The sequence below is a fragment of the Streptomyces sp. NPDC004838 genome (assembly GCF_053600955.1).
Genome location: NZ_JBSGAW010000040.1, coordinates 43876 through 66309 on the forward strand (window position 1 = coordinate 43876; position 22434 = coordinate 66309).

Annotated in this window: 15 protein-coding genes; 9 read left to right on the forward strand and 6 right to left on the reverse strand. The window is 70.1% G+C overall.

The window, feature by feature from the left end:
- Window positions 1-28 precede the first annotated feature (28 nt).
- Window positions 29-1237 (forward strand): DivIVA domain-containing protein, encoded by a 1209-nt coding sequence (locus ACWEFL_RS32920; RefSeq protein ID WP_451719927.1) that lies wholly within the window; start codon window positions 29-31, stop codon window positions 1235-1237.
- A gap of 559 nt (window positions 1238-1796) precedes the next feature.
- On the opposite strand, the gene ileS is transcribed toward ACWEFL_RS32920, so the two are convergent.
- Window positions 1797-4961 carry an isoleucine--tRNA ligase gene (gene ileS / locus ACWEFL_RS32925; protein WP_451719929.1) on the reverse strand — a complete coding sequence of 1055 codons (3165 nt, stop codon included), beginning with the start codon at window positions 4959-4961 and terminating at the stop codon, window positions 1797-1799.
- Between the two features lie 558 nt (window positions 4962-5519).
- Between ileS and ACWEFL_RS32930 the strand changes: the two genes are divergently transcribed.
- The 5 genes from ACWEFL_RS32930 (at window position 5520) to ACWEFL_RS32950 (ending at window position 11370) form a co-directional block, all read left to right on the forward strand.
- Window positions 5520-6326: a TraR/DksA C4-type zinc finger protein gene (locus ACWEFL_RS32930; RefSeq protein ID WP_451719932.1), complete on the forward strand. Its 807-nt coding sequence runs from the start codon at window positions 5520-5522 to the stop codon at window positions 6324-6326.
- A gap of 57 nt (window positions 6327-6383) precedes the next feature.
- The gene (gene lspA / locus ACWEFL_RS32935) at window positions 6384-6944 is read left to right on the forward strand and encodes a signal peptidase II (protein ID WP_451719935.1); all 561 of its coding nucleotides are present in this window, start codon (window positions 6384-6386) and stop codon (window positions 6942-6944) included.
- Between the two features lie 44 nt (window positions 6945-6988).
- Window positions 6989-7930, forward strand: a complete 942-nt coding sequence (locus ACWEFL_RS32940) for an RluA family pseudouridine synthase (RefSeq protein ID WP_451719937.1) — start codon at window positions 6989-6991, stop codon at window positions 7928-7930.
- Between the two features lie 929 nt (window positions 7931-8859).
- Complete coding sequence (locus tag ACWEFL_RS32945; protein ID WP_451719940.1) at window positions 8860-10446, forward strand: Na+/H+ antiporter; 1587 nt, start codon at window positions 8860-8862, stop codon at window positions 10444-10446.
- Between the two features lie 177 nt (window positions 10447-10623).
- Window positions 10624-11370 carry an SDR family NAD(P)-dependent oxidoreductase gene (locus tag ACWEFL_RS32950; protein WP_451719943.1) on the forward strand — a complete coding sequence of 249 codons (747 nt, stop codon included), beginning with the start codon at window positions 10624-10626 and terminating at the stop codon, window positions 11368-11370.
- A 110-nt stretch (window positions 11371-11480) separates the two neighbouring features.
- On the opposite strand, the gene ACWEFL_RS32955 is transcribed toward ACWEFL_RS32950, so the two are convergent.
- Entirely contained in the window at window positions 11481-12581 is a 1101-nt protein-coding gene (locus ACWEFL_RS32955) for a mechanosensitive ion channel family protein (RefSeq protein ID WP_451719946.1), read from the reverse strand.
- A gap of 23 nt (window positions 12582-12604) precedes the next feature.
- Between ACWEFL_RS32955 and ACWEFL_RS32960 the strand changes: the two genes are divergently transcribed.
- Window positions 12605-13192 carry a dienelactone hydrolase family protein gene (locus ACWEFL_RS32960; protein ID WP_451719948.1) on the forward strand — a complete coding sequence of 196 codons (588 nt, stop codon included), beginning with the start codon at window positions 12605-12607 and terminating at the stop codon, window positions 13190-13192.
- Window positions 13193-13461: 269 nt separating this feature from the next.
- On the opposite strand, the gene ACWEFL_RS32965 is transcribed toward ACWEFL_RS32960, so the two are convergent.
- The 3 genes from ACWEFL_RS32965 to ACWEFL_RS32975 all read right to left on the reverse strand — a co-directional run bounded on the left by ACWEFL_RS32965 (window position 13462) and on the right by ACWEFL_RS32975 (window position 16769).
- Window positions 13462-14277 (reverse strand): DsbA family protein, encoded by an 816-nt coding sequence (locus ACWEFL_RS32965; protein ID WP_451719951.1) that lies wholly within the window; start codon window positions 14275-14277, stop codon window positions 13462-13464.
- Window positions 14278-14595: 318 nt separating this feature from the next.
- Complete coding sequence (locus ACWEFL_RS32970; protein WP_451719953.1) at window positions 14596-15291, reverse strand: hypothetical protein; 696 nt, start codon at window positions 15289-15291, stop codon at window positions 14596-14598.
- Window positions 15292-15392: 101 nt separating this feature from the next.
- A complete protein-coding gene (locus ACWEFL_RS32975) occupies window positions 15393-16769 on the reverse strand; it encodes a DUF2252 domain-containing protein (protein WP_451719956.1) in 1377 nt (458 codons plus the stop codon).
- Window positions 16770-16972: 203 nt separating this feature from the next.
- Between ACWEFL_RS32975 and dnaE the strand changes: the two genes are divergently transcribed.
- Window positions 16973-20512, forward strand: coding sequence for a DNA polymerase III subunit alpha (gene dnaE, locus ACWEFL_RS32980; RefSeq protein ID WP_451719958.1), 3540 nt, complete (start codon window positions 16973-16975; stop codon window positions 20510-20512).
- Between the two features lie 174 nt (window positions 20513-20686).
- Here dnaE and ACWEFL_RS32985 read toward each other — a convergent pair whose 3' ends face one another.
- Window positions 20687-20863, reverse strand: coding sequence for a hypothetical protein (locus ACWEFL_RS32985; protein WP_451719960.1), 177 nt, complete (start codon window positions 20861-20863; stop codon window positions 20687-20689).
- A 230-nt stretch (window positions 20864-21093) separates the two neighbouring features.
- On the opposite strand from ACWEFL_RS32985, the gene ACWEFL_RS32990 reads away from it, so the two are divergent.
- A complete protein-coding gene (locus ACWEFL_RS32990) occupies window positions 21094-22344 on the forward strand; it encodes an NYN domain-containing protein (protein ID WP_451719962.1) in 1251 nt (416 codons plus the stop codon).
- The last annotated feature ends 90 nt before the right edge of the window (window positions 22345-22434 follow it).

Consider the following 22434-nt stretch of genomic DNA (forward strand, 5'->3'; position numbering starts at 1 on the left):
CCGACGACTACGTAGAGGTGAAGAAGAGATGCCGCTGACCCCCGAGGATGTGCGGAACAAGCAGTTCACGACCGTCCGCCTCCGAGAAGGCTATGACGAGGACGAGGTCGATGCCTTTCTCGACGAGGTCGAGGCCGAACTGACCCGCCTGCTCCGCGAGAACGAGGACCTGCGCGCCAAGCTGGCCGCGGCGACCCGAGCGGCGGCGCAGAATCAGCAGCAGGGCGGCATGCGTAAACCGCCCGAGCCGCAGGACGCCCGAGGTCCGGGTGCACCTGTGCCCGCCGCCATATCCGGACCGCCGGTGCAGCAGCAGCCGCCGCAGATGGGCCCGCCCCAACTGCCCAGCGGTGCCCCGCAGCTGCCTCCCGGTCCCAACCACGGCGGCCCGATGGGCGGCCCCGGTCAGATGCAGGGCGGTCCCGGCCAGATGCAGGGCGGCCCCATGGGCGGTCCTGGTCAGATGCAGGGCGGTCCGATGGGCGGCCCCGGTCAGATGCAGGGCGGACCCATGCAGGGCGGCCCGATGGGCGGTCCGATGCAGGGTGGCCCGATGGGCGGCCCCATGGGCGGTCCCGGCCAGATGGGCGGCCACCCGCAGCAGATGCCCGGTCAGGGTCCCGGCGGCGACAGCGCCGCACGGGTGCTCTCGCTGGCTCAGCAGACCGCCGACCAGGCGATCGCCGAGGCCCGTTCCGAGGCCAACAAGATCGTCGGCGAGGCGCGTTCCCGCGCTGAGGGCCTGGAGCGGGACGCCCGCGCCAAGGCGGACGCGCTGGAGCGGGACGCCCAGGAGAAGCACCGCGTCGCGATGGGTTCGCTGGAGTCGGCCCGCGCCACGCTGGAGCGCAAGGTCGAGGACCTGCGGGGCTTCGAGCGCGAGTACCGGACCCGGCTGAAGTCGTACCTGGAGAGCCAGCTGCGCCAGCTGGAGACCCAGGCCGACGACTCGCTCGCTCCGCCGCGGGCGCCCGCGGCCGCGTCGCTTCCGCCGTCACCGTCGATGGCTTCGGCCGGCGCGAGTGCGATGGGCCACAGCATGAGCGGAGGCCCGTCCATGGGCTCCCCGATGGGCGGCGGTCCCTCGATGGGCGGCGGCCCGTCGTACGGCGGACAGCAGCAGATGTCCCCGGCGATGACCCAGCCGATGGCTCCGGTCCGCCCGCAGGCACCGCAGCCGATGCAGCAGGCTCCGTCTCCCATGCGGGGCTTCCTGATCGACGAGGACGACAACTGACGGCGGGCGGCGCGCCCCGCGCGTAGCCGTCGGCAGGCAGCCAAGGGCCGGGCCAGGACGACATGTCCTGGCCCGGCCCTTCGCCATGTGCCCCTCCAGCGAGTGGGTTCGCCCAGATGTCCCGCGGCCGGGATCCCCGCGCCGCCCCTGGGACCCGGCCTCCAAGTCGTGGCGAGATCACCGGCGTCGGACCGGGCGAGCGCTGCGGTCCGTCACCCTCGCGGGTCCGCGGAGAGTACGCGACGAACTGCGCACGCCAGCCGCTCCGGGGACGGGCCGACGGTTCAGGTGGGGGGCGCTTGGTGTGAGGCGGGGGCGCACGGGATGCGTCCAGCCCGTCCGGTCTGCGAGTACGGACCTCGGACGCGGCACCGCTCTTAGGCCCCGCGCCCAGGTGCGGGCATCCTCGGTCCGACCCGGAGGCGCATGCCGGTCGATGCCGGTGGGCGGACGCCCGGCATACGCCTGAGCCGGGGTCAGCCGCCGGGTTCCCCACCGCTCCAGGGCCTTGGGGGTACGGGAACCGTTCCCGTACCCCCGACCTGATGTCTGCCCGTCATCACACCTTGCGGAGGTGGAACGTCAGGGACAGGGACTCGTCCGTGAACGCGGGACCGAAGGAGTCGTCCGGGGCCGACCGTGCGAACGCGGTCGCCAGGACCTCGTCCCCGATCAGCGCGGCGTGCTCCGTCAGCGCCTCGGCCGTCGACGGATCCGCCGAGGACCAGGCCACCGCGATACGGTCCGCGACGTCCAGCCCACTGTTCTTGCGGGCCTCCTGGATCAGCCGGATCGCGTCACGCGCGAGACCCGCGAGACGCAGCTCCGGGGTGATCTCCAGATCGAGGGCGACCGTCGCGCCAGAGTCCGATGCCACCGACCATCCCTCGCGCGGGGTCTCCGTGATGATGACCTCCTCCGGCGAGAGGGTGACGGGCTCGCCGTCGACCTCCACGGACGCCGTACCGCCGCGCAGCGCGAGGGCGAGAGCGGCGGCGTCCGCCTCGGCGATCGTCTTGGCCACCGCCTGGACGCCCTTGCCGAAGCGCTTGCCCAGGGCGCGGAAGTTCGCCTTCGCCGTGGTGTCCACCAGCGAGCCGCCCACCTCGGACAGCGACGCCAGCGAGGAGACGTTCAGCTCCTCGGTGATCTGGGAGCGCAGTTCGGGGGAGAGCGCCTCGAAGCCGGTGACGCCGATCAGCGCGCGTGACAGCGGCTGACGGGTCTTCACGCCCGACTCGGCGCGCGTTGCCCGCCCCAGTTCGACCAGCCTCCGCACCAGAGTCATCTGCCGGGAGAGCACCGGGTCGATCATGTCGAGATCGGCCACCGGCCAGTCGGACAGATGCACCGACTCGGGGGCGTCCGGCGTCACCGGAACCACCAGGTCCTGCCAGACCCGCTCCGTGATGAACGGGGTCAGCGGTGCCATCAGCCGTGTGACCGTCTCGATCACCTCGTGCAGGGTGCGCAGCGCGGCCGGGTCGCCCTGCCAGAAGCGGCGGCGGGACCGGCGTACGTACCAGTTCGACAGATCGTCGACGAACGAGGAGAGCAGCTTCCCGGCACGCTGGGTGTCATAGCCCTCCAGCGCCTCGGTCGTCTGGTCGACCAGCGCGTTCAGCTCGCTCAGCAGCCAGCGGTCCAGGACCGGCCGCTCGGCCGGAGCCGGGTCCGCCGCGGACGGCGCCCAGCTCGACGTGCGGGCGTACAGGGCCTGGAAGGCCACCGTGTTCCAGTACGTCAGCAGCGTCTTGCGCACGACCTCCTGGATCGCCGAGTGTCCCACCCGTCGTGCCGACCAGGGTGAGCCGCCGGCCGCCATGAACCAGCGGACGGCGTCCGCGCCGTGCTGGTCCATCAGCGGGATCGGCTGGAGGATGTTCCCCAGGTGCTTGGACATCTTCCGGCCGTCCTCGGCGAGGATGTGGCCGAGGCAGACGACGTTCTCGTACGACGACTTGTCGAAGACGAGCGTTCCGACCGCCATCAGCGTGTAGAACCAGCCGCGCGTCTGGTCGATCGCCTCCGAGATGAACTGCGCCGGGTAGCGCTTCTCGAAGATCTCCTTGTTCTTGTACGGGTAGCCCCACTGCGCGAACGGCATCGAGCCCGCGTCGTACCACGCGTCGATGACCTCCGGGACGCGCGTCGCCGTGCCGGAGCACTGCGGGCAGTCGAAGGTGACCTCGTCGATGAACGGGCGGTGCGGGTCGAGGGAGGACTGGTCCGTGCCCGTCAGCGCCGTCAGCTCTTCGCGTGAACCGACACAGGTGAGGTGGTTCTCCGCACAGCGCCAGATCGGCAGCGGCGTACCCCAGTAGCGGTTGCGGGAGAGCGCCCAGTCGACGTTGTTGTCGAGCCAGTCGCCGTAGCGGCCGTGCTTGACCGAGTCCGGGAACCAGTTGGTGTTCTCGTTCTCCTCGATCAGCCGGTCCTTGACCGCGGTCGTACGGATGTACCAGGACGGCTGCGCGTAGTAGAGGAGCGCGGTGTGGCAGCGCCAGCAGTGCGGATAGCTGTGCTCGTACGGGGTGTGCCGGAAGAGCCTGCCGCGCTCCTTCAGATCGGCCGTGAGCGCTTCGTCGGCCTTCTTGAAGAAGACGCCGCCGACCAGCGGGATGCCCTCCTCGAAGGTGCCGTCGGGGCGGACCGGGTTCACCACCGGCAGACCGTAGGCGCGGCAGACCTTGAGGTCGTCCTCACCGAACGCGGGGGACTGGTGCACCAGGCCCGTGCCGTCTTCGGTCGTCACATAGTCCGCGTTCACGACGTAGTGCGCCGGGGCCGGGAAATCCACCAGCTCGAAGGGGCGCTGGTACGTCCAGCGCTCCATCTCCGCGCCCGTGAACGACTGCCCCGTCGGCACCCAGCCGCCCTCCGCGCCCTGTTCCCCTGAAGACGCGCCGAGCACCTTCTCCAGCAGAGGCTCGGCGACGACGAGCTTCTCCTCGCCGTTCGTCGCCACGAGATACGTCACCTCGGGGTGCGCGGCCACCGCCGTGTTGGAGACCAGCGTCCACGGGGTCGTCGTCCACACCAGGAGCGCGGCCTCGCCGGCGAGCGGGCCCGAGGTCAGGGGGAAGCGGACGAAGACCGAGGGGTCGACGACCGTCTCGTACCCCTGCGCCAGCTCGTGGTCGGAGAGTCCGGTGCCGCAGCGCGGGCACCAGGGGGCGACCCGGTGGTCCTGGACCAGCAGGCCCTTGTCGAAGATCTGCTTCAGCGACCACCAGACGGAGTCGATGTACTCCGGCTTCATCGTCCAGTACGCGTCGTCCAGGTCGACCCAGTACCCCATGCGGTCCGTGAGCTCCGCGAAGGCGTCCGTGTGGCGGGTCACCGACTCGCGGCACTCGGCGTTGAACTCGGCGATGCCGAACGCCTCGATGTCCTGCTTGCCGGAGAAGCCCAGCTCCTTCTCCACGGCCAGCTCGACCGGCAGCCCGTGGCAGTCCCAGCCGGCCTTACGGGCGACGTGGTAGCCGCGCATCGTACGGAAGCGGGGAAAGACGTCCTTGAAGACGCGCGCCTCGATGTGGTGCGCGCCGGGCATGCCGTTGGCGGTCGGCGGGCCCTCGTAGAACACCCACTCGGGGCGGCCCTCGGACTGGGCGAGGCTCTTGGCGAAGACCTTGTTCTCGCGCCAGAAGTCGAGCACGGCGTGCTCCAGCGCGGGCAGGTCGACCTGGGCGGGCACCTGGCGGTACTGCGGGGGTGTCATCGACGAACTCCTCCGGCGGACAGACTCTCTTCCGTCGGAGGGACGAGAGCTTCCGGCTCCCGCGGTACCACCCTCCTTGGCGGCGCGTGCCGCGCCACCCCCTCATTGGGGTCGCGATGCCGGGTCTACTCACCACGAGGCTGCTGACCTCGCGGTTTTCTTCCGACGGCTCCGGGGTGATGCTTCACATCGCGCTCGCCCCCGGGCTCGCACCGTCCCCGGGTCGCTCATGGCTGCGTACGACGCTACTCGTCCCCATCCAAGCCTTTCGCTCCGCCCAGTGTAAGGGCCCCGGCGGGGCCCGGCCGACCGGTTTCGCGGGGCCTGTGGCCGGGGCGTGTCCATGACCCGAATGGCGAGACCTGTGCCGGGGGAGTCCCGGCCCTGTCAAGGGGCGGATTACCGGGCGGGGACCTGGGCACAACGGATGCAGGTCCGATTCACCGAGGCCGGGGCGGCTCGACCGGCGGCGTGCCCCGTTTGCCGCGGGGCTGAGGTCGATTTATCGTCCCAGCACGATTCGCGAGCAAGATCACAATATGTGAAGGGGTCGCGGCCATGGTGGCGAAGAAGACCGTCGGACGGAAGCCGGCGTCCGCGAGATCCGCCGCCACCGGGGCGGCGGCCGAGGGCAGGGGCGGAAAGAAGGGCACCGCCGCCGGGAAGCCGCCCGAGCCCGCCGATGAGGCGGCGGCGGGAGAGCCGTCCGCCGGGACACCCGTGAAGAAGCCGACGGCGAAGAGAACACCCGCGAAGAAGGCGCCCGCGAAGAAGACACCGGCCCAAAAGGCACCCGCGAAGAAGATCGCGGCCAAGAAGACACCGGCCAAGAAGACACCCGCCAAGAAAACACCCGCGAAGAAGGTTGCGGCCAAGCTGACAGGAGCCAGACCAGTGGGAGCGAAGAAGACGGTGGCGGTCGGGGAGAGCCCGGCGGCGCCCACGGCCCTAGGGTCTGCGGTGCCCCCGGAAGACCTCGCGGTACGGCCCGGCGAAGACCCGTGGACCCCGGAGGAGGTCGCCGAGGCGCGTACGTCGCTGGAGAGCGAGGCGACGCGGCTCAGCACCGAGCTGGCAGCCTCCGAGGCGGCCCTGACCGGGCTGATGAGGGACTCCGGCGACGGGGCGGGCGACGACGACGCCGATACCGGAACCAAGAACATCACCCGTGAACACGAACTGTCGCTCGCGGCGAACGCGCGGGAGATGCTGGAGCAGACCGAGCGTGCCTTGCTGCGTCTCGACGCCGGCACCTACGGGATCTGCGAGAACTGCGGCAAACCCATCGGCAAGGCCAGGATGCAGGCGTTCCCGCGCGCCACCCTGTGTGTGGAGTGCAAACAGAAGCAGGAGCGACGGGGCTGAGGCCGTAGCTGTGACGTACCCTCGTGCTCAGTCATGCACCTAGGTTGAAGGACTCACGTGGCAGAGGCGGAGCGCGTCATCGGTACGCCAGATGTTGACGACGAGGCCGCGGCGCCCGCCGAGCGGCCCAAGGGCAAGCGGAAGATCGCCGCGCTCTTCGGTGTGGCGGTCGTGGCGTACCTGATCGACCTCGTCACCAAGATGATCGTGGTGGCCAGGCTGGAGCACCATGCGCCGATCGAGGTCATCGGCGATCTGCTGAGGTTCGAGGCGGTACGGAACGCGGGCGCGGCCTTCGGTATCGGCGAGGCGTTCACCGTGATCTTCACGGTGATCGCGGCGACGGTGATCGTGGTGATCATCCGGTTGGCCCGCAAGCTCTACAGTCTGCCCTGGGCCATCGCGCTCGGGCTGCTGCTCGGCGGGGCGCTCGGCAACCTGACGGACCGGATCTTCCGCGCTCCTGGGGTCTTCAAGGGAGCGGTGGTCGACTTCATCGCGCCCGCGAACTTCGCGGTCTTCAACCTCGCCGACTCCGCCATCGTGTGCGGAGGCATCCTCATCGTGATCCTCTCCTTCCGGGGACTGGACCCCGACGGGACCGTGCACAGGGACTGACCTCGGGGCCTCGGGCACCTGTGGCGGCAAGGCATACTCGACGGGTGAGTATCCTTCCCGAGACCCGCACCCTGCCCGTACCCGACGGTCTTGAGGGCGAGCGCGTAGACGCAGTCATCTCCCGTATGTTCGGATTCTCCCGCACCAAGGCGGCCGAACTGGCCGCCGCGGGGAAAGTGCAGGTGGACGGCTCGGTCGTCGGGAAGTCCGAGCGCGTGCACGGCGGGGCCTGGCTGGAGGTCGAGATGCCGCAGGCGCCCGCCCCGGTCCAGATCGTGGCGGAGCCCGTCGAGGGCATGGAGATCGTGCACGACGACGACGACATCGTCGTGATCGTGAAGCCGGTGGGCGTGGCCGCGCACCCGAGCCCCGGCTGGACCGGGACCACGGTCATCGGGGGCCTCGCGGCGGCGGGCTACCGGATCTCCACCTCGGGCGCGGCCGAGCGCCAGGGCATCGTGCACCGGCTGGACGTCGGAACGTCCGGGCTGATGGTGGTGGCCAAGTCGGAGCGGGCGTACACCCTGCTGAAGCAGCAGTTCCGGGAGCGCACGGTCGACAAGCGGTACCACGCGCTCGTGCAGGGCCACCCGGACCCCCTGAGCGGCACGATCGACGCCCCCATCGGACGCCACCCGAACCACGACTACAAGTGGGCGGTCACCGCGGAGGGCAAGCCCTCCGTGACGCACTACGACCTGCTGGAGGCGTTCCGCGCGGCCTCCCTGCTCGACATCAAGCTGGAGACCGGCCGCACCCACCAGATCCGCGTCCACATGGCCGCCCACCGGCATCCTTGCGTGGGCGATCTGACCTACGGCGCCGATCCGACGATGGCGAAGCGCCTCGGCCTGACCCGCCAGTGGCTGCACGCGGTACGACTGGGATTCGAGCACCCGTCGGATGGCCAGTGGGTGGAGTACGAGAGCACGTATCCGGACGACCTGGACCGGGCACTGTCCAGGATCGCCGCCGAGAGCGAGTAACCGCCCATACCGGACACCCCTCCGCGCCCAACGAGCCCCCGCACCCCTTGCGGCAGCGGGTAGCCCGCACCGCACGAGCCCCCGCACCACGTGCGCCTGCTTGGCCCCGAGGGCCCGAGTTTCGCATCCCCCGAAAACCCCGGGGGCGGGCCGTTCTTGTCGTCCTCTGGGAGGGGGTGTGCAGGGTCGTCCCCGCAGGGGATCGGCGGCAAGTCCGGGGTTCGTGACTGTTGGGCCTGTATGCCGCCGACCCCGAGGAGTCGAGCCCGGAGGACCCCCGAACCGGCACGGGACGAGTGCCCGCGCCCCTTGCGGCAGCGGGCAACCCGCACCGAACGAGTCCCCGCACCACTGGGGACAGCGGGCAACCCGCACCGAACGAGTGCCCGTACTGCTGGCGGCAGCAGGCAACCCGTACCCAACGAGCCCCCGCACCACTCGCGACGGCAGGCGCCCCGAGGGACTCGAGCTTCGCGCCCCCGGGAAACCCCGAGGGCGGGCCGTTCTTGCCGCCTCCGGTAGGGGGTGTGCAGGGTCGTCCCCGCAGGGGATCGGCGGCAAAACCCGGGTTCCTGACGAAAGCGCCTGTATGCCGCCGACCCCGAGGAGTCGAGCCCGGAGGACCCCCGAACCCGAACCAAACAGGCCCCCACACCCCCTGCGGCAGCAGGCAACCCGCACTCGACAAGTGCCCGCGCCCCTCGCGGCAGCAGGCAACCCGCACCGGACAAGACCCCGCGCCCCCCGCGCCCGCAGGCAACCCGCACCGAACGAGCCCCCGCGCCCCCCCGCGGCAGCGCCCCGCACCCAACCAGACCCGCACCCCACGCCGACAGGCAACCCGCACCCCCAATCGGGGCGAATCGGTTATTCCGCGTGGCAGGCTGAGCCCCTGATCATGGAGGTCGCGACCCCTCGGAGGGCTCACCGTGGACCAAATGGCGCTGGTGCTCGCGCTGTTGCTCGGGGCTGTGGTGACGGTGCCGCTGGGGGAGCGGCTCGATCTGCCGGCTCCGGTGCTGATGACGCTCGCGGGGGCCGGTGTCGCGTTTCTTCCGTTCGTGCCGACCATCGAGGTCCCGCCGGAGTTCATCCTCCCGCTCGTCCTGCCGCCCCTGCTGTACGCGTCGGTGCAGCGCACCTCCTGGCGGCAGTTCGCCGCCAACGTACGCCCGATCCTGCTGCTCGCCGTCGCCCTGGTCTTCGTGACGACCGCCGCGGTCGCCTTCGTCGCCAACGCGATCGTGCCCGGACTCCCGATCGCCGCGGCGGTCGCGCTCGGCGCGCTCGTCGCGCCGCCCGACCCGGTCGCGGCCACCGCGGTCGCCGGGCGGCTCGGACTGCCTCGCAGGCTGGTCTCCATCCTGGAGGGCGAGGGGCTGTTCAACGATGTGACGGCGATCGTGCTGTACCACGTGGCGATCGCCGCGGCGGTCACCGGCACGTTCTCCCTGCCGGTCGCCGCCGGACAGCTCGTGCTCTCCGCCGTGGTGGCCGTCGCCGTCGGACTGGCGCTCGGCTGGCTCTCCAACAAGTTGCTCGCCTTCCTCGGCGACGCCACGCTTCAGGTCGGCCTCTCGCTGATGGTGCCGTTCGTCAGCTATGTCCTGGCGGAGGAGCTGCACGGCTCCGGCGTGCTCGCGGTCCTCACCACCGCGCTCTTCCTCGCCGAGCACACCGCCGACCCGGACGACGTGATGGGGCGGCTGGCCGGAAGCACCTTCTGGGGCATCGTGGACACCCTGGTCACGGGCATCGCCTTCGGCCTCATCGGACTCGAACTGCACAACGTCGTCGGCACGGCGGACGGCCACGGAGCCGAGACGGTGGCGTGGGGCGCGGTGATCACCGGGGTCGTCGTGGTCGTACGGCTGCTGTGGCTGCTGCCCGCCACCTGGCTCGCCAAGCGGCTGCACACGCTGCGGGACTACGACGAGGACATCCCCCTCAGCTGGCGCGAGACGGTCGTCATGTGGTGGTCGGGGATACGGGGCGTCGCATCGGTCGCCCTCGCCCTCGCCATTCCGCTGCAAACGGACCGGGGCGACCCGTTTCCGGGCCGGGACGAGATCGTCCTGATCGCCTTCGTGGTGATCCTCTCCACCCTGCTCCTTCAGGGGCTGACCCTCCCCTGGCTGGTCCGGCGGCTCGGTGTCCGCGCCGACACCGGCGCCGAGCGCGAACTGGAGCACAGTCTCGCGCTACGGGCCGCGCGGGCGGCCAGACACCGCCTCAAGGAGATCGAGGCGGTCGAGGAGCTGCCGGAGGAGATCGGCGAGCGGCTGCACCGGACGGCGTTCGAGGTGGGGGCGAGGATCAGCCCGGACATCGTCGACGACGAGCGGCGCGACTGGTACGCCAGGCGCGTCGAATGGATCAGGACCATCCAGCGGATCCAGCGGGAGATGCTGTCCGCCGCCCGCCACGAGGTGCTCGCCGCGCGCAGCGAACCGGGTGCCGACCCCGAGGTGGTCGACCGGGTGCTGCGGCATCTGGACGTACGCAGCCTGCGCTGACGGCCGGCGTGGGGCGTGTGCCGGGCGCTCCGGACGGGCGTGGGCCGGTGCCGGACGGACGTACCGGAAGGCGGCTGGACGGACGTGCAGGAAGGGCATGCCGGAAGGGCATCCGCCGATCGTGAGGGCCCGCGCGTACTGCGCTGCCGTACTGCTACCGGCTCGTAGGATCCGGGCATGGCACGCACCGTGGTGATCAGTGGCGGAGGTACGGGGATCGGCTTCGCGGCGGCGGAGACGTTCGCCGCCGACAGGGAGCGGGTGGTGCTGCTCGGCAGGCGCGAGGAGGTGCTCGCGCGGGCCGCCGGGCGGATCCCCGGAGCCCGCCACTGTGCGGGCGACCTCAGCCAGGTCGAGGATGTGCGCCGGGTCGCCGATTTCATCGAGCGTGAGTACGGCACCGTCGACGTGCTCGTGCACGGCGCCGGCGGCGACGGACGCCTGGAGGCCCGTGGCGAGGAAGCCGACCCGCTGGAAGCCGCCGCGCACGACTGGGCGGTCAACTTCCGGCTCAACACCCTCACGGCGGCACTGCTGACCGAGGCCCTCAAGGACCGGCTGGCCACGCCCGGCGGCCGGGTGCTGTTCCTCAGCTCGATCGCCGCGTACCGGGGCTCGGGCATCGCGCCCTACGGGGCGTCGAAGGCCGCGCTCCACCCGTACGCCTTCCGGCTCGCGCGCGATCTCGGGCCGCGCGGTGTCACGGTGAACTTGGTCGCGCCCGGTCTGGTGGAGGAGACCGGGTTCTTCGGCGGACCGTTCCCCGAGGATCGCCGCCGCGCCCTGGTGGCGGAGACCGCGACCGGGCGGGTCGCCCACCCCGGCGACATCGCGCGGACCCTGCACTGGCTCGCCTCGTCCGCGGCGGGACACATCACGGCCCAGGTCATCCAGGTCAACGGCGGCGCGGAACGCAGCCACTGAGGGTCCCGGACCCCACGACCCCCGCCCCGGATCACCGGGCCTCACCACCAACTCGCCCGTTCCCTCGACCCTCCTTCACTTGACTCCCCGGCTCCGGAGCCGGTGGGACGTCAGCCCCGCCCTGTACGCGGAGCCCGTTCCCCAGGCTGGCCCGGAATGTCCAGGGACTCCCCGCGCCCCACCGCCTCGGCCGTGGTGATCCGCGGCAGCGCGTACGGATGGTTCTCGTACAGCCATGCGATCATCTGCTCCCGCACCGCGCACCGTACGGTCCACAGGTCGTCCGCGTCCTTCGCGGTGACCAGGGCGCGTACCTGAATCGTCGAAGGCGTGGTGTCGGTGACGGCCAGGGACCAGCCGCGGCCGTCCCACGCCGGGTGCTCACGGACGAAGTCATGGAGCTTCTCCCGCATCTCGGGCACCGGGGCGGAGTGGTCCAGATGGAAGAAGACGGTTCCGGTGATCTGCGCACCGCCGCGCGACCAGTTCTCGAACGGCTTCCCGGTGAAGTACGAGACCGGCATGGTGATCCGCCGCTCGTCCCAGGTCCGTACGGCGAGAAAGGTGAGGGTGATCTCCTCGACCGTTCCCCACTCGCCGTCCACGACCACGGTGTCGCCGATCCGCACCATGTCGCCGAACGCGATCTGGAGGCCGGCGAAGAGATTGCCCAGCGTGGACTGGGCCGCGATCCCCGCGACGATGCCGAGGACACCCGCCGACGCCAGCATCGACGTACCGACTGCCCGCATCGCGGGAAAGGTCAGCAGCATCGCGGCGACCGCCACGACGCCGACCACGGCGACGACGACCCGCTGGATCAGAGTGACCTGTGTACGCACCCGGCGTACACGGGCCGGATCGCGGGTGGTGGCGGCGTAGCGGCTGTAGACGGACTCGACGACGGCCGTGGCGATCCTGACGACGAACCAGGCGGAAGCCCCGATCAGGACCAGGGTGAGCACCCGGCCGACGCCGGCCTCGTGGTCCTCGACGATCCTGATCTCCGTCTGCCGGTACGCCCCTCTCAGCAGGGCCGTGCCCAGCACGACCTGCAGCGGCAGCCGCCCACGGCGCAGCAGGCCCCACAGCGGGGTCTCGGGGTGCCGTGCGTCGGCCCGCCGCAGCAGCAGGTCGACCAGCCAGCCCACCAGCAGGGTGAGCACGATCGAGCCGCCGATGACGATCAACGGGCGCAGCGTGTTCTCCATGCCCTCGAACGTAACCTGACCTCATGAACATCATGCTTCTCCATTCGGCCTACGGTCTCCGTCCCGCCGTGCGATCCGCGGCGGAACGCCTTGAGGCCGCAGGTCATCGGGTATGGACGCCCGATCTGTTCGACGGCAGGACGTTCGAGACCGTGGAGGAGGGCATGGCGTACCAGCAGGAGATCGGGAAGGACGAACTGCTCAAACGGGCGATCCTCGCCGCGGCGGCCCGCTCGGAACTGGGTCTGGTGTACGCGGGCTTCTCGCTGGGGGCCTCGATCGCGCAGACCCTGGCGCTCGGCGATGAGAAGGCGCGCGGGCTGCTGCTGTTGCACGGCACATCCGACATCGCCGAGAACGCGTCGGTCGACGAACTCCCCGTACAGCTCCATATCGCCGACCCCGACCCCTTCGAGCCCCATGACTGGCTGACGGCGTGGTACCTGGGGATGGGGAAGGCGGGAGCCGACACCGAGGTCTACCGGTATCCGGGGGCCGGTCACCTCTACACCGATCCCGGCCTCCCGGACTACGACGAGGAGGCCGCAGAGCAGACCTGGCGGGTGGCCATCGGGTTCCTGGAGACGCTGCGCGACGAACGGCCGGCCTGATCCATCAGACAGGCCCTGAAGTACTGCGCCCTGCGAGGGGGCCCGCACCGCCGGGCGGCCGGGCCGGGCGGCCGAACGGCCGGGGAGCCGCCCCCGCCCACCCCGCGCCCCGGCCGACCCCGCGCCCCCACCGACCCCGTCCCCCGGCCGCCCCGCAGATCCCGCGCCCCCGGCCGCGCCTCGCCGACCCGGACGGATTCCCCGGACCGGCTCGCGCGCCGACGCGGAGACCGGAGGGGCGGCCGGCGAGCCCCTCCGGTCACCGCCGGTCAGGCCGCCAGCGCCTTGTCGATCGCGGTCCGGTACTGCTCCGCCGTCATCGGCGGGTTCTCCGAGCCCTCCACGGTGATCTTCTTGCCGTCCATCTTCAGCGTCGGCGTACCCTCCACTCCGCTCTTGGAGAACGTCGCCGACATCTTCATCGCCCAGGCGTCGAACGTCCCGTTCTCGACGTTCTTCTTGAACTCGGCGTTGCCCTTGAGCGCGGGAACGCTGTCCGCGATCTCCAGGAGGTACGAGTCCTTGGCGAACTTGTCCTGGCTCTCCTCGGGGTGGAACTGCTTCGAGTAGATCGCGGCCTTGTAGTCCGTGAACGCCTCGGGGCTCACATTGAGCGCCGCGCCCAGCGCGCTGAGCGCGTTCTTCGAGCCCTCGCCCTGGTCCATGTTGTCGATGAAGGTCGCGCCGATGTACCGGACCTTGTACTTGCCGTCGGCGACGTCCTTCTTGACGGTTTCGCCGACTCCCTGCTCGAAGGTCGCGCAGACCGGGCAGCGGGAGTCCTCGTACAGCTCCAGCGTCTTCTTCGCCTCGGGCTTGCCGATGACGACGGTCGTGCCGTTCTCGCCCGTGGTGTTCTTGGGCGCGGTGACGGTCTTTGCGTCCTTCGCCGATTCCCAGTGGCTGGGCTTGTTGGCCTGCATCACGCCGTAGCCGACGCCGCCGGCGAGCGCCAGGACCAGGACCGTCGAACCGGCGACGATGAGCTGCCGGCGGGTTCGCTCCTTCTTGGCCTGGCGCTCGCGCTCCAGACGCAGCCGCTCGCGGGCGGCGGCTTTGTTGGCCTTGCTGTTGCGTGCACTCATGCTGATTCACTCCGTGAGACGACGTATCGGGGAGATACGGGGGGGACGGGGGGATATGGGGGGACGGGGAGACGCGGAAGAAAGCGGGCGCGGGGGCGTCTCGGGGCCGCGCGGCACGGGCCGAGGGCGCGAGGGCACGGCTCGTACGCCGGGGAACGCCGGGGAACGCCGGACGGCCGAAGGCACGCGCTCTGGCTCGATGGCAGCCGGAGGCTCGGTGGCCCGAGGGCTCCTCAGCGCGCTGCCGAGGGGCGGCTCACCGGCTCATGACACCGGCGACCGGCGCGCGGAGGTCCGGGCCTTCGAGAGGCCGGGCGCTCAGACGCCCGGGGCGAGCGCCGCCGCCGGCCGCGGGGGACCCCGCCGTCCGAGGGCGTGCACCAGCAGAAGGGTGCGGGAGACGGTGTGCCGCGGTACGGAACGCACCGCGCGCCGCGGGGGCCGGTGCACCGCCGCCACCGCGGCCACGGCCAGCAGCAGCGGCCGGAACGTGAAGGCGCTCACCGTGCGCACCAGACCCGCCAGGGCGGCCTCGCCGTGCCACAGCCAGGCGGCGGCGAGCAGCCCGACCGACACATGCGCGGCGAGCAGCATCCACGGCAGCGCCGGATCGGCGGGATTCAGCAGAGCCGTCGCGCCGCCTCCGGCCGCGGCCACCCCCGGCAGCTGACCGCCGACACCGCCCCCGCCGCACAGCACGTCCAGGCCGATGGCCCGCAGCGACCCGGTGACCGGCCCGCCGCCGGGGCCGTAACAGACGTCCTGGCTGCCGTTGAAGACCGTGTCGGCGGCCAGCTCCAGCGGGACGAGCAGACTCGCGATCCGCCAGTAGCCGCGCTCACGGCCGGCGAGGGCGTACGCGACGGCGAAGACGCCCGCCGACAGCCCCGCGACCGTGGTCCACGGCAGCGGGGCCTGGGAGAGCAGCACGTGAGAGCCCGCGGACAGCGTCACGACCAGTGCCGTGAAGATCGCCGCCCGCAGCGCCCTGAGCTGCATTCCCGATACGTCCATTGTCTGCGAGTGTGCCATGGGTCCCTGAGAGGAGCCTTAACGCGGAGCCCCTTGATGTGCGGAGCCCCTGAGACGCGGGCCTTGAGGAGTGCCGAGGAGCCCTACAGGCCGGGTATCCGGCCGTTGCGGAACAGATCCACGAAGATCTGGTGGTCGAGGCGGGCCCTGGCGCCGTAGTCGTGCGCGAAGTCCACCAGGAGATCCGCGAAACCGGCCCCCTCGTCGTCATGGGCCGCGATCGCCGCGTCGATGGCCCGCTCCGTGGAGAACGGCACCAGCGAGTGGCCGCTCTCGTCGTCCGCCGCGCCGTGCATGGTGGCCGTGGCCCGGCCGAGGTCGGCGACGACGGCCGCGATCTCCTCCGGGTCGTCGATGTCCGACCAGTCCAGATCCACCGCGTACGGCGAGACCTCGGCCACCAGCTGACCGGAGCCGTCCAGTTCGGTCCAGCCCAGCCAGGGGTCGGCGTGGTCCTGCAGGGCGCGCTGCGAGATCACCGTGCGGTGGCCCTCGTGGAGGAAGTAGCCCCGCACGGCCGGGTCGTCGATGTGCAGGGAGACCGCGGGCGTCTGCGCCTGCTTCATATAGATCACGACGTCGTTCTCCAGGGCGTCGCTGTTGCCCTCCAGCAGGATGTTGTACGACGGCAGCCCGGCGGACCCGATCCCGATGCCGCGCCTGCCCACGACGTCCTTGACCCGGTACGAGTCGGGCCGGGTCAGACTCGACTCCGGCAGCGTCTCCAGATAGCCGTCGAAGGCCGCCAGCACCTTGTAGCGGGTGGCCGCGTCCAGTTCGATCGAGCCGCCCCCCGAGGCGAAGCGCCGCTCGAAGTCCCGGATCTCGGTCATGGAGTCCAGCAGCGAGAACCGGGTCAGCGACCGCGCGTCGCGCAGCGCGTCCAGCAGGGGGCCCTCGGCGGTGTCCAGGGTGAAGGGCGGCAGTTCGGTCGAACCGCCGCTCCTGACGCCGGTGGCCAGGGCGTGGATGCGCTCGCGGTAGGCCGCCGCGTAGATCCGCACCAGCTCGCTGATCTGCTCGTCGCTGAGCGCCTTGGTGTAGCCGATCAGCGCCAGCGAGGCCGCGAACCGCTTCAGATCCCAGGTGAACGGGCCGACGTATGCCTCGTCGAAGTCGTTGACGTTGAAGATCAGCCGGCCGTTGGCGTCCATGTACGTGCCGAAGTTCTCCGCGTGGAGATCGCCGTGGATCCAGACCCGGCTGGTGCGTTCGTCCAGATACGGCCCGCTCTCGATCGCCCCGTCGCCACGCCCGGCGTGCTCCTGTTCGAGATCGCTGTAGAACAGACAGGCCGTACCCCGGTAGAAGGCGAACGCCGAGGCCGCCATCTTCCGGAACTTGACCCGGAAGGCGGCCGGATCGGCGGCCAGGAGTTCGCCGAAGGCGGCCTTGAATACGGCGAGAATCTGCTCGCCGCGCTCTTCGGCCGTGACCTCGGCGGGGTGCGGTACCGGCATCGCTGCGTGCCTCCTGGTGCGGGGCGGGACTACGGGAATGTGGCTCCCCCGGCCCTGGGGCCGGGGGAGGGTGCTGCCGTCCTCTCCAACGCCCGGAGTCGGCCCGGAGTGCCCGGCCCGTGTCGGTGGGGAGTCGTAGACTTCGTGGCTGTCCCCCCGACGGTTCGCCGCCCGTCACTGTCCGATCTCTGGAGGCCCCCGCCGTGACCAAACCGCCGTTCACGCATCTGCATGTGCACACTCAGTACTCGCTGCTCGACGGTGCGGCGCGGCTGAAGGACATGTTCGCCGCGTGCAATGAGATGGGCATGTCGCACATCGCGATGACGGATCACGGCAATCTGCACGGCGCGTACGACTTCTTCCATCAGGCGGTGAAGGCGGGGGTGACGCCGATCATCGGGATCGAGGCGTACGTCGCCCCCGAGTCCCGGCGCAACAAGCGGAAGATCCAGTGGGGACAGCCGCACCAGAAGCGGGACGACGTGTCCGGTTCCGGTGGTTATACGCATAAGACGATCTGGGCGGCGAACAAGACCGGCTTGCACAATCTGTTCCGGCTCTCCTCGGACGCGTATGCGGAGGGCTGGCTGCAGAAGTGGCCGCGGATGGACAAGGAGACCATCGCCCAGTGGTCGGAAGGGCTGATCGCCTCCACGGGCTGTCCGTCGGGTGAACTGCAGACCAGGCTGCGGCTCGGCCAGTTCGACGAGGCGCTGAAGGCGGCCTCCGACTACCAGGACATCTTCGGCAAGGGCCGGTACTTCCTGGAGCTGATGGACCACGGCATCGAGATCGAGCGCAGGGTGCGGGACGGGCTGCTGGAGATCGGGAAGAAGCTCGGAATCCCGCCGCTGGTGACGAACGACTCCCACTACACCTACGCGCACGAGGCGACGGCGCACGACGCGCTGCTGTGCATCCAGACCGGGAAGAACCTGTCGGATCCGGACCGGTTCCGGTTCGACGGCACGGGCTACTACCTGAAGTCGACGGACGAGATGTACGCGGTGGACGCGTCGGACGCCTGGCAGGAGGGCTGCCGCAACACGCTCCTGGTCGCGGAGCAGATCGACACCGCGGGCATGTTCGAGGCGCGGAACCTCATGCCGAAGTTCGACATCCCCGACGGCTTCACCGAGGTCACCTGGTTCCAGGAAGAGGTTCGGGTCGGCATGGGCCGCCGCTTCCCGGGCGGCGTCCCCGAGGACCGCCAGCAGCAGGCGGAGTACGAGATGGACGTCATCATCAAGATGGGGTTCCCGGGGTACTTCCTCGTGGTCGCCGACTTCATCATGTGGGCGAAGAACAACGGCATCGCCGTCGGCCCCGGCCGAGGATCCGCCGCCGGTTCCATCGTCGCGTACGCGATGGGCATCACCGACCTCGACCCGATCGAGCACGGACTGATCTTCGAGCGGTTTCTGAACCCCGAGCGCATCTCGATGCCCGACGTCGACATCGACTTCGACGAGCGCAGGCGCGTCGAGGTGATCCGGTATGTGACGGAGAAGTACGGCGCGGACAAGGTCGCCATGATCGGCACCTACGGAAAGATCAAGGCGAAGAACGCGATCAAGGACTCGGCGCGCGTTCTCGGATATCCGTACGCGATGGGCGACCGGCTCACCAAGGCCATGCCCGCCGATGTGCTCGGCAAGGGAATCGACCTCTCCGGAATCACCGACTCCTCGCACCCGCGCTACAGCGAGGCCGGCGAGATCCGGGCGATGTACGAGAACGAGCCGGACGTGAAGAAGGTCATCGACACGGCCAAGGGCGTGGAGGGCCTGGTCCGGCAGATGGGCGTCCACGCCGCCGGCGTCATCATGTCCAGCGAGCCCATCGTCGACCACGCTCCGGTCTGGGTCCGCCACACCGACGGCGTCACCATCACACAGTGGGACTACCCGCAGTGCGAGTCGCTCGGCCTGCTGAAGATGGACTTCCTGGGCCTGCGCAACCTCACCATCATGGACGACGCCGTGAAGATGGTGAAGGCGAACAACGGCGTCGAACTGGATCTGCTCTCCCTTCCGCTGGACGACCCGAAGACCTACGAACTGCTCTGCCGGGGAGACACTCTCGGTGTCTTCCAGTTCGACGGCGGGCCCATGCGCTCACTGCTGCGGCTGATGAAGCCCGACAACTTCGAGGACATTTCCGCCGTATCGGCCCTGTACCGTCCGGGCCCGATGGGAATGAACTCCCATACGAACTACGCGCTGCGGAAGAACAAGCAGCAGGAGATCACCCCGATCCACCCCGAGCTGGAGGAACCCCTCAAGGAGATCCTCGACATCACCTACGGCCTGATCGTCTATCAGGAGCAGGTGCAGAAGGCCGCCCAGATCATCGCGGGCTATTCGCTGGGTGAAGCCGACATTCTCCGCCGCGTCATGGGCAAGAAGAAGCCCGAGGAACTGGCGAAGAACTTCACCATTTTCCAGTCCGGCGCGCGTAAGAACAACTATTCTGACGAGGCGATCCAGGCCCTGTGGGACGTTCTGGTGCCCTTCGCCGGATACGCCTTCAACAAGGCCCACTCCTCCGCGTACGGCCTGGTCACCTACTGGACCGCGTATCTGAAGGCCAATTACCCTGCCGAGTACATGGCGGCGCTGCTGACCTCGGTGAAGGACGACAAGGACAAGTCGGCCGTCTATCTGAACGAATGCCGCCGTATGGGCATCAAGGTTCTGCCGCCCAATGTCAATGAATCGCAGGCGAACTTCGCCGCCCAGGGCGACGACGTCATCCTCTTCGGCCTCTCCGCCGTCCGCAACGTCGGTACGAACGTCGTCGACTCGGTCATCCGCTGCCGCAAGGCCAAGGGCAAGTACGCCTCCTTCCCCGACTTCCTCGACAAGGTCGAGGCGGTCGTCTGCAACAAGCGGACCGTCGAGTCGCTGATCAAGGCAGGCGCGTTCGACGAGATGGGCCATACCCGCAAGGGACTGGTCGCCCACCACGAACCCATGATCGACAATGTGGTCGCCGTCAAGCGCAAGGAGGCCGAGGGGCAGTTCGACCTCTTCGGCGGCATGGGCGAGGAGACCGGCGACGAGCCGGGCTTCGGCCTCGACGTCGAGTTCTCCGATGTGGAGTGGGACAAGTCCTATCTCCTGGCGCAGGAGCGCGAGATGCTCGGCCTGTATGTCTCCGACCATCCGCTCTTCGGTATCGAACACGTCCTGTCGGACAAGTCGGACGCGTCGATCTCCCAGCTCACGGGCGGTGAGCACGCGGACGGCGCGGTGGTCACCATCGGCGGCATCATCTCCGGACTCCAGCGCAAGATGACCAAACAGGGCAACGCCTGGGCCATCGCGACCGTGGAGGACCTGGCCGGCTCCATCGAGTGCATGTTCTTCCCGGCGACCTACCAGCTCGTCTCCACCCAACTCGTCGAGGACACCGTCGTCTTCGTCAAGGGCCGCCTCGACAAGCGCGAGGACGTGCCCCGTCTCGTCGCCATGGAGCTGATGGTCCCCGACCTCTCCTCCGCGGGCACCAACGCGCCCGTGGTCGTCACCATCCCGACGGTGAAGGTGACCCCGCCGATGGTCAGCAGGCTCGGGGAGATTCTCAGCCATCACAAGGGCAACACCGAGGTGCGGATCAAGCTCCAGGGCCCCCGCACCACCACGGTGCTCCGGCTCGACCGCCACCGGGTGCAGGCCGACCCGGCGCTCTTCGGTGATCTGAAGGTGCTGCTCGGCCCCTCCTGCCTGGCCGGCTGAAGCACCGCGACACTTCGCGACATCGCGTCACCGCAGAACCCCGCACCACCGCAGAACCCCGCACACCCGAACCTCCGCACCACAGAGGTGCCGCTCCCGCCCGGTACCTCTGTGGCGCTGTACGCGGAAGGGGCGCGCCCGCCGGGCGTGCCCCTTCCGCTGCTTCAGGCGCGATCAGTTGTGGCCGAAGCGCCGCTGGTGCTTGCGCGCGACGTCCGCCGGGCTGCCCTGGGCCTGGGACTGCGACTGGGTCTGGGAGTCGTAGGCGGTGGACTTCGACTGCTCCTGGCCGCGTTCGGACCGCGACGCGCGATCCTGCTGACGATCCTTGCGATTCTTGTTCTTGGCCATGGTGTGCCTCCGTCGGAGGTTAGGGGCTGGGGCCGCGACCAGATTCACATATAGGGCGATGTACTGCATTTTGGATCATTGCAGTGGGTAAAGGGCCCTTGTCAAGGGCCTGAATAAGGGTTCCGCCACGCCGATGATCGAGTTCCGGCCGTCAAGCCCCACGAGGTCGGGCAGACTCGAAGGAAACCCGGAACAACCCCGGGCCGGTCCCCGAAGTTTTCCGAAAGAGGGTGGAGCGCGTGGACCGCTGCGTTGTCCTGGTGGACGCCGGCTATCTCCTGGGCGCCGCCGCGAGCCTGCTCGCCGGCGAACCGGCCCGCTCCCGGATCACCGTCGACCACACCGCCCTCATCCAGGGCCTGCGCGAACTGGCCGAAACCGACACCGAGCGCCCGCTGCTCCGTATCTACTGGTTCGACGGCGCCCCCGACCGTGTGCCGCAGCCCGAACACCGGCGGCTGCGCGTCATGCCCAGGGTGACGGTCCGGCTCGGCGCCCTGACCCGCAGCGACGGCCGCTGGGCACAGAAGGGCGTGGACGCCGCCATGCACGCCGAACTGACCGAACTGGCCAGAAACCGCGCCTGCTCGGACGTGGTCCTGGTCACCGGGGACGGGGATCTGCTGCCCGGACTGATGTCCGCGAAGGAACACGGCGTCGCCGTTCACCTCTGGGCCGTCCAGGCGGCCGACGGCGACTACAACCAGTCCGAGGACCTCGTCGCCGAGGCCGACGAACGCCGAGTCCTGGACCGTGCGTGGATCACCCGGGCCGTACGGGCCAAGGAAGTCGGCGGAGTCTGCGCGCCGCCGCCCGCGCCCCGCCCCGAGATCGCGGCGATCCTCTCCGCCCCGCTCCCCGAATCCGCGCTCGCCGCGAGCCAGGAGCGGGCGGCCGAGAGCGTACGCAACGGTTCCCGGCCCGAGCCCGCGCCGAACGGCGCCGAGCCCGGCCCCTCGCCGGCGGCGGCCAAGGGCGTGCCGACGCCCAAGGACCTGGCGGGCCTGCGCGCCCCCGGCCCGGTCCCCGCCGCACCCCAGCAGCACCCCGCGAGCGCCACCCTCCGCTGGTCCTCCGACAAGGGCTGGGTCGAACGCCCCGGCGCGGGCGCGCTGGGCGAGTCGCCCGAGACGGCGTCCCTGCCGACCCTCGCCCAGCTCACCAGCGCCGAGCAGCGCTGGGCCGACCGGGAGGAGGACATCACCACCGTCGGCGGCGACCCCTTCGAGGTCGGTCAGGTCTTCGCCCGCCGCTGGATGGAACGGCTGCCGGAGAACGGCCATGTCCAGAAGCTGTCCACGATGTACCCGCGCATCCCGCACCGCATCGACGGCGAACTGCTGCGGTACGCGGCACGTTTCGGTCTGCTGGCGCACAAGGACGACCAGATCGACGAGCACGACCGCTATGCGATCCGGGCGGGTTTCTGGCGTGAGATCGACGTCCGGGCGGCGGCGGAGCACGCACCGGCAGGGGAGTAGCCGTGGGCCGTGGGCACGGGCCGACTCCCGGTGCAGATCCCGCGGCACCGGGGACTGGGGGAAGCGGAGGCGGGCCAGCTTGGCCACATG